Source organism: Pseudoalteromonas sp. Of7M-16 (genome assembly GCF_022347805.1).
Taxonomy (GTDB): Bacteria; Pseudomonadota; Gammaproteobacteria; order Enterobacterales; family Alteromonadaceae; genus Pseudoalteromonas; species Pseudoalteromonas luteoviolacea_F.
On the sequence record NZ_JAKRFY010000006.1, the window covers coordinates 142,031 to 155,437 of the forward strand.

The following is a 13,407-nucleotide window of genomic DNA, read 5'->3' on the forward strand; positions in this document are numbered from 1 at the left end:
TGAAATTTAAATAACAGATGAGAGCATAAAGCGACCCGCTGAATGCTCTCCTCTTTCTTTTACTTACCTACTACCTCTATATCTTCTTCATTTATTTTCGTTAGAGCGTAACTATGCAGCTTTGATCGAGATCCCTCACCATGAGCTTTAGGCGGATAATACTTAGCTTTTAATTCAGGTGTTGCAGACAACAGCTCATCAAGTGCAGCCCGAATTTCACTGAGCGTTTTTTCAAGGCTATTCGAAAAGTTCGGTCTTTTTCGAATTGTGTGCCCGAGTGAAACTAGGCGGTGAAAATACTTATCAGCCATATCCAATAGCTCTTCAGGTAAGTCTTTGTTTTGATTTAGTGACGCTTCAGGATACGTCATACAATACTCAAGCAATGCTAGGTAAAAACACAAGGGTTTATTTGCTAACTGTACCGTTAGCTCTTTATTAGAAGTAAGATGTAGCGTTTTGGAATATAAATCAATTTTAAGAATTTCCAGAGTAGGTAAAACAACCTTTTTCTCTTCACGGACCTGCTGTTTATACTTCCTTCTCGAAATATTTTTTAAAAGCGCAAAGTTAAACATTGCAAATACCAGCGGAAATATAAGCAAAGAGTAATTGTGACTGTAGTCTGCCTTTAATAATAAGTATGTTCTATTACCTGGAGCTACAAGCTGCTCAACACTCTCCCCTTTAGCTGGCGATATGGGTTTATTTGAGATAGCGATGAGCGTTACACGGCTGCTTTGCTGTGATAAATGTTGGTTCACACCCTCAATATACAGCTCTAATGCTTCTGGATCTCCTGAATAATTCAGCATAGCATCTGCTAATGGTAGTCTGTGCCTATCTAGCGAAACTCTAAGTTTAATTTCTTGTAGGTCATGATATACAACATCATCAATTGTATATTTGGACATCGTAATAAAAACGAATAGAAAAAATATTAGGTAGACAGAGAACACTAACGCTTTTTTTAATTCCTTCATTCGCGCTCACCTAAAAACTCATAAGGAAACGTATTACATTGCCAATATTCATTAATACTATCAAAGTAGCTTGAACCTGTCTCTTGGGCTACTTGATGCAATAGGCTTTGCAATGAACAAGCAAGCTCAGTGTTGTCGCTAACCATTTTCAAATACCACTTACTTCCGCTTATATTACTCCCTATCGGAGTTATATAATTTTTTGAGAAATGAGCTTCGTCAGCTTCATTCCAATATGTCGCTATAATATCTAACTCTCCCGACGAAAGTTTGTCGCGTAAAATTTTGTGAGATGTAACATACTGTATGTTTAGCGCATCTATATCTATGTCTAATGCTTTGAAGGTTTGCTTTGGCATAATATGCCCGGAGCGGCTAGTTGGATAGTCTAATAGGCCAATTTTTTTATCTAAAAAGTAGGCTTTTTCCAGCTTAGGCTTCTCTCTATTAGATATAAAAAATGCAGTGTACTCGGGATAGCCAATAACAGCTTTATAACTGTAAGTGGATTCAGCCATCAAAGCCTTCATCACATTGTCTTTTGATAACGTCAAATCTGCTAGACCTTTGGCTATGAAATCAATTTGCTCTGCTAAGTTGCCACTCCAATATACATTTACTAAGCCAAATTGTTTTGCTAACACAGGATCTGAGCATAGTTTTTGTGCTAATGCGTCTGCTAATTTTTTTACCGGGACATGCACATTGAATGACTGTGTATTTGATACTGAGCGAGTTTGGCATTGAATATGTTTTTCAAGCAAATTAGGAAGCACTACCACAGAAGGGCTATTGAGCGCCTTTGCCAAGTAAAAACATGCCAAAACAGATAGAAACAAAACTGTAACAATGGTTGTATTATTGCTTAATTTAAGATTGTATTTCACATCAATTAGATTCTTTTATTTCCTACAGGCTTATTAGATCAACTTTCTTTACTTATTGCAACAGGTAATTTTACTAATAAGACGTAAGATATTGATTTAAATGCTTTATTAACAGGAAATTATGAATACTCTTGACTCCTTTTATTTTCGTTAAAAACCCGGACAATTGACCTCATTAGAATACTTGGTAATTATCTGATTTACATTTAGGCGAGTAAGTGATGTTTAGAGGTTCAATTAAAGTTTTTGCACTCTCCCTTGGCTTGGTGAGTAGCTCCGCTATTGCTTGGGGTCAAAACGGGCACAGAGTGATCGGTGAGTTGGCTCAGAGCTATTTAACGCCCGCTACTGCATCTCATATTCAATTGATCCTTGGTGACGACACATTAGCAGAAGTATCCACTTGGCCGGATGAAATGCGCTCTGACTCGGCACACTTTTGGAAAAAGCAATCAGGTAAATGGCATTACATCAATATTGATAAACCTGAGCACATGCATCGCCACAGCAACCCTGAGATCTCAAACAAAGAAGAAGTAAAACACATTCTTGATGGTATCAATTTCACAGCAAATGTACTTAAAGATTCTTCCTCAGACTTAAAAGACAAGCAATTTGCTTTAAAGTTCCTTGTACATTTAGTTGGCGACGCACACCAACCTTTCCATGCTGGACGAGCCGAAGATTTAGGCGGAAATAAAATTGATGTAGAATTTTTTGGAAAGTCTACTAATCTTCATAAAGTTTTTGACACGGAGCTAGTGGAATACCAAAAGTTATCTTTCACAGAATTTACTCGCTTCATTACTACCTCAGACAAACAGTTAATCGCTAACTATTTAAACAGCACACCTTCTGATTGGTTATTGGAATCCAATAAAATTGCTGAGGACATATACGAAAGCAATGAAACTGAAATAAGTTGGGGTTATATATATAAACATACACCGACAATTAAAATACGCCTTCAACAAGGCGGATATAGATTGGCTGGGTTGCTAAACCAAATTTTTGACAATAACTCAAAGCCTTTAGTTAATGCGCTTGCTAATAAATAAAAGCTTTGAAAAATGATATTTAAACTAACTGATAAACCTAATAACACGGGAAACAACATAATGAAAAACGTTCGCTTAACTAAAGTAGCTGGTGCTTTAGTCTTAGCCCTAGGCGTGTCTGCTTCAGCTTTTGCTTCTGAAACATCTTCATCGATGCGAGGTAAAGTAACTACTCCTGAAGGCAATGCCGCCGCAAACGTTAAAGTAACTGTCATTCACGAACCTACTGGTACTGTTAGCCAGTTTGTAACTAACGACTCTGGTGCATTCATTGCAAAAGGTCTTCGTGTAGGCGGTCCATACAAGGTTATCCTTGATTCTGACGCTTACCGCGACTCTGAGCTAAACAACATTTATTTAGACTTAGGCCAAACTCGTCGTGTAACTTCTCAGTTAGAGCCAAAGAAAATTGAAACTATCTCAATTTCAGGTTACAAAATTGTTCAGCAAGCAGGTGGTTCTTCAAGCGTATTTGGTGAAGAAACAATTAGAAACATGCCAAGTTTCAACAACGACCTGAAAGACGTGGCTCGTTTGAATCCACTAGCTTCTGTAAACGGCGCAGGTGAATTGACCATCGCTGGTAACAACCCAAAAACAAATAGCTTCACAGTTGACGGTATCGGTCAAAATGATGATTTCGGTCTAAGCTCTGGAGGCTACCCTACTCAGCAGCCACCAGTTGCACTAGATGCTATTGAGCAGGTTTCTGTAGACGCAGCACCATTCTCTGCTAAAAAAGGTAACTTCGGTGGTGGTCAAATTAACGCTGTTACAAAGTCAGGTTCGAATGATTATACCTTCACAGGCTTTTACGAGTTCTCGAACCCGAGCCTAGCTGGTAAATTAGACTCAATCAACGAGATTGCTGGTGAGCGAGATGAAGCTGGCCACCGTACATACGAAACGGTTTCTGATGACTCTATCCTGAACGAAAACCGTTATGGTTTTAGTACAGGTGGTGCGATCTTAAAAGATGAGCTTTTCTACTTTGTAAACTACAACTCATGGACTCAAACTAAAGAGCTTTCTTACGGTTGGGAAGGTGCTGGCACAACTCATGAGCACGATATCGCTCAAGCAGATTTTGATCGCTTCAACAGCATTTTACAAAACACGTATGGCTTAGATGGTGCCCTAGGTGGTGATCCAGAAAGTACAAACGATGCTCTACTTGTGAAATTAAGCTGGAACATCAATGATGCACACCGTGCTGATTTCACTTACCAGTGGCAAGATGACAATCAAGATCGTGAATACTCTGAAGGTGGTGATGAGGTTTTACTTGCTTCTCGTCGCTTCACTGAAGAGAAGTCATTCAATAACTTCTCTACAAAAGTTTATTCAGATTGGACTGACAGCTTCTCAACTGAAATTGGCTTCGCTTATAAAGATGTTAAAAGCGAAAGTATGAATAACTCAGACTTAGGTACTGTTGAAGTTCACATTGATGGTGGTCGTTCACCAAGCTTTAACTTTGGTCGCGATGAATTCCGTCACGCGAACATTTCTGAGACTGAAACGGCAACATTCACTTTTGATGGTACTTACTTCTACGGTGACCATGAAATTAACTTCGGTGCTCAATTAGAAAGCTTACGTCTGTATAACTTATTTGGCGCGAACACCAAGGGTTCTTGGACATTTAACTCTCTAGATGATTTCGCCTCTGGTACACTAGACGAATTCTCTTACCGTAATGCATATACAAATAATGTGAATGACTTGGCATACGACGCGACTCGTAAGCAAATAGCTCTATATATTGAAGACAAGTTCTACCCAACTGACGATTTAGAATTAAATGTTGGCCTACGTTATGAGCGTTTATCTTCAAGCGATAAGCCTACTTTGAACGCTGCATTTACTGAAACGTACGGTTTCTCTAACCAAGAAAACTTAGACGGCATCGACATTATCCTTCCTCGTATTGGCTTTAAGTACTATGCAACTGAAGCACTAACAATCAATGGTGGTATCGGCCGCTTCCAAGGCGGTATTCCAAATGTTTGGTATAACAACCCTTACCAAAATGATGGTCTAACATACGTTACAGCTTCTAATACAGCTGTTGACCAATATGTAGAAGTTAACAACAACCGTGCACAAGCAGACGCTCTAAGAGTTAACAACGCAGGCTTTGCTTCTGTTCCTGCAAGTGTACAAGATACACTGGCTAAAGGCGCAGGTAGCACAAACTATACAGATCCTAACTTTGAACTACCTTCAAGTATCCGTGCTCAAGTAGGTTTTGACTACGAATTTGACTCAGAGCTACTAGGCGATGGATTTAAATGGTCAGCAGAGCTTTCTTACCACATCAAAGAAAACGAAGCGATTTGGAAAAACACAGCACTTAAGCCTGTCGGCACTTCTAAAGATGGTCGCGTTAAGTACGAGTCAATCTACGATGGCGATGCTGCTGAAAACTTCGATATTATGATGACTAATGCATCTGAAGATGTTCGCTCTATTATCTTCAGCACATCACTAGCTAAAGAGTTTGATAATGGCCTATACGTGTCTGCAAGTTATACGCATCAAGACATTGAAGACGTATCGCCAGGCTCATCATCTCGTGCGCAAAGTAACTATAAACATGCAGTTACACAAAGCCGTAACGTTGACCACGTTGCAACTGGTTACTATGAAATTGAGCACAGCTTGAAACTGAATGTTAGCTACACGACTCAGTTCTTCGATGGCTATGACTCTAAGTTTAACCTATTCTTCGAGCGTCGTTCAGGCCGTCCGTATAGCTATGTTATGGGCTTCTTTAGAGATGGAGACTACGGTGATACTCGTGACTTCAACTCGAATAGCGCATACCTAGCATACATTCCATCAGGTCCTGATGATCAGAATGTAGAATATGCTGAAGGTTTCAGCTGGTCACAACTTGAAACTTTATTAAACCGCGCAGGTATCTCTGAGCGTGGTCAAATCCTTGACCGCAACACGTTCAGACAACCTTGGGTTACAACTATGGATGTCAGCTTCAAACAAGAGATCCCGGGTTTCTACAAAGACCATAAAGCTCAGTTTTATGTCATGATCGAGAACTTCGCGAACATGCTAAATAGCGACTGGGGTCAAGAAGAGCGCTTGAGATTCCCTAACCAAAGTATCTATGACTTTGGTGGTCTAACTGACGACGACAAAATCATTATCGAAAATAAATTCGGTGGTGCAGACGTACGTAACTTCAACGAAATCGATGAAAACAAGTCAGCTTGGCGCGCTAAAATCGGTGTTCGTTACACATTCTAATATCTAACTTAAACATGTAATTAGATGTCAAGGCCAACTTAATGTTGGCCTTTTTATTGACTATGCATTGACTAATGATTCTTTTGTACAAACTCTTTTTTAAACCTCACATAGTAAAGCTACAGTATCCTGTAGTGCGATATCCGCCTAACAGCCATCTTTTTAAAGCTATAACCGCGTCCAGCAGATACAACATGAACGAGCTTTATAAAATGCCGATTAGATATGTTACATACGGAGAAAATGAATTAGCTTTGTGCAGACAGGGATTTTAAGTTATGAAGAGACAGGTGGTGCCAGGAGTAAACAAAACAGTTTAAACCATCGATGACTTTGAAGAGGTCATTTATGCTCACGAGTCATAAAAACCCTCTTCATTTTATATGTAGCAGTTACGATGATCGTTTAGACAATTACTTTCAGCCAGTCACTTTTCTTTCGACAGACTGAGATAGCTTTTCGATCAAAGCTTTTAAAGTAACCTTTTCACTCTCACTAAAATTTGACAATAAATCCCGCTCCCACTCCTTCGCCTTTGGTGTCAACATCTCGTATAAATTGATACCACCTGGTGTGGCTTGCAACACCGTTGCGCGTTTGTCATCAGGGTGTTTGTTCAACCCCATTAACCCTTTTTCTTCTAATTGCTTTATCGCGCGCGATACGGTGGACTTGTCCATATTTGCCAGCTCACAAATTTGCCTAGCTGTAGCAAACTCCAAATTGAGTACATGAGACAGTACGCGCCATTGGGCTTGTGTGAGACCCGCCTCTTGATTATAAACTTGAGCAAAGTCTTCACTCACTTGAGCGGATAAAGATACCAACTGATAAGGTAAAAACTGGCTAATATCTAAAATAGTTGGTTTACTCACGGTGCAAAGTACCTCTCACTTTTGTAATTATTTATTTACAGTACATCTTTATCAGGATGTTTGCAATTACTCTCACATGAGAGTATCTTACAGGAAACATCAATGGAGTCTACGTAAAATGAGTACAGAGTTCGACTATTTGACAGGATTTGGTAACGAATTTGAAACCGAAGCCCTACCCGGCGCATTACCGGTTGGACAGTTTTCACCTCAAAAAGTGAAATACGACCTATATGCTGAACAATACAATACAACGGCGTTTACAGCACCGCGTGCAGAAAACCGCAGAAACTGGTTCTACCGTATACGCCCATCTGTATTGCAAGGTGAATACCAGCCAATGGACAATGGCCTGGTAAGAACTGCTCCTATTACTGAAGTACCAACGCCACCGTCAATGCTGCGTTGGAACCCGGTAGAAATACCAGCAGAAAAGACTGACTTTATTGATGGCCTTGTGACTATGGCTGCCAATGGTAGTGCTAACAGCCAAGTTGGTATCGGTATTCACGTATACGTCGCAAACGCTTCAATGGAAGGTAGATATTTCTACAACGCTGACGGTGAATTGTTATTCGTTCCACAACAAGGCGAACTTGTACTGCACACTGAGTGCGGCAAACTTGCTATTAAACCAGGCGAAATCGCAGTTATCCCTCGCGGGCTGAAGTTTCGTGTTGAGCTAATCAGCGAACAAGTTCGCGGATATATTTGTGAAAACTACGGTCATCCATACATTTTACCTGAACGCGGTCCTGTGGGCGCTAATGGCTACACAAACGAACGTGATTTCCAATATCCAGTTGCTGCTTTTGAAGACCTTGAAGGCGACTTTGAGCTTGTAGCTAAATTTAATGGCAACCTATTCCGCTGTGATATTGGACATTCGCCACTAGACGTAGTTGCCTGGACAGGTAACAGCGCACCATATAAATATGACTTGTCTCGCTTTAATGTAATTAATACTGTGAGCTTTGATCATCCAGATCCATCAATCTTTACAGTGTTAACTTCTCCATCGGGCCAAGAAGGTGTTGCAAATGTCGACTTTGTGATTTTCCCTCCTCGATGGATGGTTGCTGAAGACACGTTCCGCCCACCATATTACCATCGTAATATTATGAGTGAGTTTATGGGCCTTATTGAGGGTGTCTATGACGCAAAAGAACACGGCTTTGTGCCTGGCGGTATGAGCTTGCACAACTGTATGTCTCCGCACGGCCCAGAAGCTGACGTATTTGAAAAAGCCTCAAATGCAGAGCTTGAACCACAGCGCTATGAAAATACATTGGCCTTTATGTTTGAATCACGCTATGTAATTTCACCAACTAAATATGCACTTGAAGGCAAAGAGCGCCAACCTAACTACTCGGATTGCTGGAAAGGCATTAAGAAGTATTTCAAGGGCGCATAATTGCATAACAGGCATTAAGCAATCATATTTTATATTGGCCACTTTATTGTGGCCTTTGTCGTGAATAAGGATTTAACATGAAACTTTATACATACTTTCGCTCATCTGCTGCGTATCGCGTGAGAATTGCCCTTAATTTAAAAGGCATTGATCATCAGCTTGAAGCCGTTAACCTATTGAAGTCGGAACAGCAACAGGCGCCATATACAGCTAAAAACCCGCAGGGCTTGTTGCCAGCAATGGAGACAGAGCAAGGTACTTTGGCACAGTCTTTGGCTATTTTGGAATGGTTGGAAGAAACGCATCCAGAAACACCGCTTCTACCTGCTGATCCATGGCAAAAAGCGCAAGTTCGTAACTTTAGTTATGCCATTGCCTGTGATATTCACCCTATTGATAACTTGCGTGTTCTTAAATACTTAAGCAGTGAGCTAAATGTTACTGACGAACAGAAGACAACTTGGTATCAACATTGGATCATTGAAGGGTTTAAGAAATTAGAACCTACATTGGGAGACGGCCCTTTCTGTTTTGGTGACCAACCTACACTGGCAGATTTGTGTTTAGTTCCGCAAGTCTTTAACGCGTTGCGCTTCAAAGTGGATATGTCACAATTCCCTAAAATTGCAGCCGTTTATGAACACTGTAATACTTTAGATGCCTTTATCAAAGCGGCACCCGAAAACCAACCGGATGCAGCTTAAATACGTATTTATGTTTGGGGTATTATTTTAATGCCCCATGAACTTGATCAATATGAGCCAGTAAATCGTGTCCCAAATCCGTTAAATAACCGCCATCGGGCCTATCTATCACCCCTTTATCAAACAACCGCTCTGCAGCAGCTAAAATACTTTGATCCGCACTGCTATGTATTTTAAGGCCTTGGTGCAAACTACTCCTTGGAAATTTTGCCAATAGTTCCAGTTCCGCCATCAACTGAGTGTCAAATGCCATACTTCCCCCTAATTACAATCAAGCTACCAATTGGGCATGACTTGTGCTTACATTTAAATATACTGGTCAGACGGTGTTGCCGCTGACAATCCTTTAGAACAGCCGTTTAAGCTAGCTAAAGTACATACTACCTTTAGTGCCGATAAACGTACTTCGACCTAATAAACATTAGCCCAGACTATGAGTAATGCCATGTATAAGATCAATTTTTTATCATTTTTAATAATTTTTTTATGTTCCCTGCCGATTAATGCAAAAGAAAACTCCCCTAGGGTGTTCGTTGATTCTCCGCAGCGAGTTTGTTGGTTTAATTCATCTCAGTATAGCGAAGGCGCTTTGATAAAACAGTTTGACCACATATATGTATGTAGCCATAAATATGGTAACCAGCCACAAAGCCAACTCGTATGGTTAAAGCTTGATGAGAATGGAGAGCCGAAAAGGCTAGATCTTAGAGGTAAGATACGAGTACACTAGCGCGTCGCGAAAATTAGGTTTTAAATATGAGTACACAACAACCAAATAACCCACTGCACGGTGTTAAGTTACAAGACATCGTTGAAAAGCTTGAATCTGAGCTAGGTTGGGAAGAAATGGCGCAGATCGTCAATATTAACTGCTTCAAAAAAGACCCTTCCGTAAAGTCCAGTCTAAAATTTTTGCGAAAGACACCTTGGGCAAGAGAAAAGGTAGAGCAACTGTACCTTGATACATTTCACGGTTTTGCTTGGCCTTCCAGCCCAGAATCTAAAAAGTAGCCATAAAGCCAAGAGGAAAAGCTCCTCTTGCTGTTTTTTAGTTAAATCCCAATTGCTTATAACTGTTAACTATTTTTTTTGTCACATGAGGTGGCAAGTTTTTGTTGCACGCAAAGTATAGCTCCATGTCCAAATTGCGCAGCGTCAAAACCGGTTCAAGCAATACACTTACGGGCTCGTGCTTTCTTTTAAACTCAAACTGATCATCACTTAATATCACAAGGTCAACAAATTTATGTCGTGTTGCGAGCAACTCAAAAACACGTTCAAACGAGTTGATAAGCACGAGGTTGTATCCCTCAATAAAACCATTTTTCACTAAAAACTGATGGCTGTAATTATCTTTGATAACGGCAACTTTGTATTGCTTAGCTTCTTCTATTGAATCAATTGAGATCTGAGACGACTTTAAAGCATAAAAAGAGGTGACAAACTTACTAATGGGAAATACCCAATTGAATTTTTCGCCTCGTTGCTCATTTTTAGCCATAGAGAAGATACAGGTATTTTCATCTCGAGCTGCTGTATTGTAGGCTGTAGTCCAAGTTTCTACCGAGATCCGGTAGTTGATCTTTGACTTATTTAACACCGCCTTTACTTTGTCAACGGCAGTGCCTACTAGCTCCCCTTCTCCATTAATATACTGAAATTGTGGGAAGTTCTCCGTAACAATATGTAAGGTATAACTCGCATGAGCAAAGCTCAATGTTAGCAATAAACAGCATCCAAGCATCCATCGATACAACACTTATCTCCTAACAAATCACATTTAGTAATACAAACTATAGGTAACAATTACGGGTCTGTGAAATTACAGCACGAAGAGGCAATCAGCAGCGCCTGTGAGGTATTTTCTAAAGTAAGAGTGGGTAAAACAAAAAGGAAAAGGGGCATATTAGCCCCTCTTAGAATCGCAGTTAGGCTTTATTCATCGCATCAATTAAGAACGCTGAAATCTTCGCACCTTCTCTCAATGTTGTTTCTGAACTTGATTGGCCTGCAAGGGAGCTATCTGTGAATGGCGCAATCTCCATCATATCCGCACCAGTGATCGGGAACTCTTTAGCAAGAGCTTTGAGGATTGTCATAGACTCTTCAGGTGTTAATCCGCCAGTTTCAGGGGTGCCTGTCGCCGCGGCAAACTCTTCATCTAATGCGTCAATATCAAAGCTTACATATAGCTCATCGACATTGTCGGCTTTAAGCTGCGCAATTACGCCAGCAACGATAGCGTCAGCACCTTGCTCTCTAATTTCATGTGCCCAGTGTTGTTTAACGCCAAAAGTGCCTTCCCAATGCTCTTTTGCTTTACCGCTTGAGCGGATCCCAAATTGAATTAGGTGATGAGGAGCAGGCAAAAATTCAAGGATATGTGTACACCAAGAACCAAAACATAGGTCAATACCTAGTCTTTCAACCAACAGATCTGTGTGAGCATCAAAGTGAATAATCGCAGTGCGTTTGCCTTGCGCTCTTTTCGCTTTTAAATATGCCTTTGTTAGTGGGTAACTAATAGAATGATCACCGCCAATACCAAACACACCTTTATCAGGGTAATGCTTGTAGAAACCATCACACACATCTTCGGTAATTGACAACGGCGCTACAAAATATTCGCTATTCTCATCTTGATAAAGGGCTTTCTGACAATTAGAGATGGTCCCTTCATTTAAATACTTGTCATGTAGTAGGTGAGGAATAACACGCACATCACCTAAATCAAATGCTGTTGTTTGTGGCTGCTGTTCTATTAGCGTGCTGCGTAAAAATAACGGACCCCAGTTTGCACCACGTAAAATACCACCACCACAATCAGAGCTAATACCTAAAATAGCAGCTTTGTGTTCGCTGTTTTCAATATTTTGCAAAGAGTCTTTCCAAAGTGCCTCTACACCTTCAGTTTGACCATATAGCTTTTGTCTCAGTGCTTCTTTGCGTTCCTTAGCTGTATTCACAGTGAATACCCCATCACCTGGTGGGCACAGACAATTTTCTAGTTTTTCAAGGTATTGTGATTTGCTGTTGCTCATAGCGTGCTCCTCAATAATTTGCATAATCATGCTAAATTGACTCTACTTCAAAAACGTAATCCGCTAATGAAATCAGCTCACTTTTAACCAATTTTTATTTGAACACAATAAAATCACTACAAATAAAAACCAATTTAATCAACGACTTAATTGATTATAAAAATGACCTACGAGAAAATTACAATTAGAATAACGCTGATATAACATGGTAGGAATATAAGTCAACCGCTGGATGCTAATCACATAAAAACACCAGCGGCTGAATATTCACAGAAGATGTCTAGTTATTCGTATCCTCTGGGCTTTTTGGTCTTGATGATTGCGATATATCCATGCCAACTGGCATAAGCAAGTAGCGGCATAATAATGATGAACCCTGCTGCGCCTGTCAAAAACCCAATGATAACCATAGTGACTATGGTCAACCCCCACACGATCATGGCTGGTACATTAGTGCCAACCGCATGTATAGATGACACTACCGCCGTCATAATATCGACTCTTCGCTCCATCATGATTTGAGGCGTAAATGCAGAAATCGCGAAAACAGCCATCATCAATACACCACCAACAATGGATCCGAGTGTTAAAAATGCTGATAGTTGTTCAAAGTTGGGGTTTGGCACATTCGGATACAATGCATGTATCAACGCCGCCAGTCGCATCCACACTATCATGATAACCATTAATAAAATGGCAAACCCCCATTCTCCCGCAGGGTTTCTAAACATGGATTTCAAACTATGCATTAATGTTGGCTTGTGACCTTTTTCTAACTCCCAAGCAACATCGTACAAACCTGCAGCGAACGCGGGACCGATTAAAGCGAATGCCACTGAAGCAGGTAAAATAACGAGGTGTGTGCCAGACTGAAAAACAAGCCACATAATAAAAGCGGGGATAATACTAAATACTAAACCGTATATTAGACTCAGGATTGGTGCCCTCACAATGTCTTTGCAAGCTAATGATAACCAGTGAAATGGGGCTAGCGCACTAATTTGATTGCTTTCCAAGCACCGCGCGAATTCTGGGGTTTTATCTACCGAGTGAGATGTTGGCATAAAGGTGTCCTCTCTACATTGCTATATTAAGGTTTAGATGAGCTGGGCCTAACATGCAAGCATTGCAATAGTACACTGTTATATTTGTTTTCAAATTCGTTAAAAAATGGT

General features: G+C 40.4%; 12 protein-coding genes. 5 read left to right on the forward strand and 7 right to left on the reverse strand.

Going from position 1 to position 13,407, the window contains the following annotated elements; translation table 11 throughout:
• Positions 1–59: 59 nt before the first annotated feature.
• Both MHN81_RS08425 and MHN81_RS08430 read right to left on the reverse strand, forming a co-directional pair.
• Positions 60–983 carry a hypothetical protein gene (locus MHN81_RS08425; RefSeq protein WP_239425516.1) on the reverse strand — a complete coding sequence of 308 codons (924 nt, stop codon included), beginning with the start codon at positions 981–983 and terminating at the stop codon, positions 60–62.
• Positions 980–1,870, reverse strand: a complete 891-nt coding sequence (locus MHN81_RS08430; protein ID WP_239425517.1) for a hypothetical protein — start codon at positions 1,868–1,870, stop codon at positions 980–982. Before MHN81_RS08430 ends, MHN81_RS08425 begins: the two co-directional genes overlap by 4 nt.
• Before the next feature lie 221 nt (positions 1,871–2,091).
• On the opposite strand from MHN81_RS08430, the gene MHN81_RS08435 reads away from it, so the two are divergent.
• Together MHN81_RS08435 and MHN81_RS08440 are read left to right on the forward strand one after the other, a co-directional pair.
• Positions 2,092–2,928, forward strand: coding sequence for a S1/P1 nuclease (locus MHN81_RS08435; RefSeq protein ID WP_023397867.1), 837 nt, complete (start codon positions 2,092–2,094; stop codon positions 2,926–2,928).
• Positions 2,929–2,988: 60 nt separating this feature from the next.
• Positions 2,989–6,198: a TonB-dependent receptor gene (locus MHN81_RS08440; RefSeq protein WP_023397868.1), complete on the forward strand. Its 3,210-nt coding sequence runs from the start codon at positions 2,989–2,991 to the stop codon at positions 6,196–6,198.
• A 419-nt stretch (positions 6,199–6,617) separates the two neighbouring features.
• On the opposite strand, the gene MHN81_RS08445 is transcribed toward MHN81_RS08440, so the two are convergent.
• Positions 6,618–7,073, reverse strand: a complete 456-nt coding sequence (locus MHN81_RS08445; protein ID WP_239425518.1) for a MarR family transcriptional regulator — start codon at positions 7,071–7,073, stop codon at positions 6,618–6,620.
• A gap of 118 nt (positions 7,074–7,191) precedes the next feature.
• Here MHN81_RS08445 and hmgA point away from each other — a divergent pair, with 118 nt between their 5' ends.
• The gene (hmgA, locus tag MHN81_RS08450; protein ID WP_239425519.1) at positions 7,192–8,487 is read left to right on the forward strand and encodes a homogentisate 1,2-dioxygenase; all 1,296 of its coding nucleotides are present in this window, start codon (positions 7,192–7,194) and stop codon (positions 8,485–8,487) included.
• A 77-nt stretch (positions 8,488–8,564) separates the two neighbouring features.
• Positions 8,565–9,191, forward strand: coding sequence for a maleylacetoacetate isomerase (gene maiA / locus MHN81_RS08455; protein ID WP_023397871.1), 627 nt, complete (start codon positions 8,565–8,567; stop codon positions 9,189–9,191).
• A gap of 22 nt (positions 9,192–9,213) precedes the next feature.
• Here maiA and MHN81_RS08460 read toward each other — a convergent pair whose 3' ends face one another.
• A complete protein-coding gene (locus tag MHN81_RS08460; protein ID WP_023397872.1) occupies positions 9,214–9,444 on the reverse strand; it encodes a TIGR02647 family protein in 231 nt (76 codons plus the stop codon).
• Positions 9,445–9,947: 503 nt separating this feature from the next.
• On the opposite strand from MHN81_RS08460, the gene MHN81_RS08465 reads away from it, so the two are divergent.
• On the forward strand, positions 9,948–10,202 hold the full coding sequence (locus MHN81_RS08465; RefSeq protein WP_023397874.1) for a VF530 family protein: 255 nt from the start codon (positions 9,948–9,950) through the stop codon (positions 10,200–10,202).
• 37 nt (positions 10,203–10,239) lie between these two features.
• Here the strand turns inward: MHN81_RS08465 and MHN81_RS08470 are convergent, their stop codons facing one another.
• The 3 genes from MHN81_RS08470 to MHN81_RS08480 form a co-directional block, all read right to left on the reverse strand.
• The gene (locus MHN81_RS08470; RefSeq protein ID WP_239425520.1) at positions 10,240–10,950 is read right to left on the reverse strand and encodes a transporter substrate-binding domain-containing protein; all 711 of its coding nucleotides are present in this window, start codon (positions 10,948–10,950) and stop codon (positions 10,240–10,242) included.
• A 169-nt stretch (positions 10,951–11,119) separates the two neighbouring features.
• Entirely contained in the window at positions 11,120–12,232 is a 1,113-nt protein-coding gene (locus tag MHN81_RS08475) for an arginase family protein (protein WP_023397876.1), read from the reverse strand.
• Between the two features lie 284 nt (positions 12,233–12,516).
• On the reverse strand, positions 12,517–13,296 hold the full coding sequence (locus MHN81_RS08480) for a DUF2189 domain-containing protein (RefSeq protein ID WP_023397877.1): 780 nt from the start codon (positions 13,294–13,296) through the stop codon (positions 12,517–12,519).
• Between the last annotated feature and the right edge of the window lie 111 nt (positions 13,297–13,407).

Excerpts from the sequence above, each read along its gene's own strand:
- MHN81_RS08475 (WP_023397876.1), bottom strand. The coding sequence starts at position 12,232 with ATGAGCAACAGCAAATCACAATACCTTGAAAAACTAGAAAATTGTCTG.
- MHN81_RS08460 (WP_023397872.1), bottom strand. The coding sequence starts at position 9,444 with ATGGCATTTGACACTCAGTTGATGGCGGAACTGGAACTATTGGCAAAA.
- MHN81_RS08425 (WP_239425516.1), bottom strand. The coding sequence starts at position 983 with ATGAAGGAATTAAAAAAAGCGTTAGTGTTCTCTGTCTACCTAATATTT.
- MHN81_RS08465 (WP_023397874.1), top strand. The coding sequence starts at position 9,948 with ATGAGTACACAACAACCAAATAACCCACTGCACGGTGTTAAGTTACAA.
- MHN81_RS08480 (WP_023397877.1), bottom strand. The coding sequence starts at position 13,296 with ATGCCAACATCTCACTCGGTAGATAAAACCCCAGAATTCGCGCGGTGC.
- maiA (WP_023397871.1), top strand. The coding sequence starts at position 8,565 with ATGAAACTTTATACATACTTTCGCTCATCTGCTGCGTATCGCGTGAGA.
- MHN81_RS08435 (WP_023397867.1), top strand. The coding sequence starts at position 2,092 with ATGTTTAGAGGTTCAATTAAAGTTTTTGCACTCTCCCTTGGCTTGGTG.
- MHN81_RS08440 (WP_023397868.1), top strand. The coding sequence starts at position 2,989 with ATGAAAAACGTTCGCTTAACTAAAGTAGCTGGTGCTTTAGTCTTAGCC.
- hmgA (WP_239425519.1), top strand. The coding sequence starts at position 7,192 with ATGAGTACAGAGTTCGACTATTTGACAGGATTTGGTAACGAATTTGAA.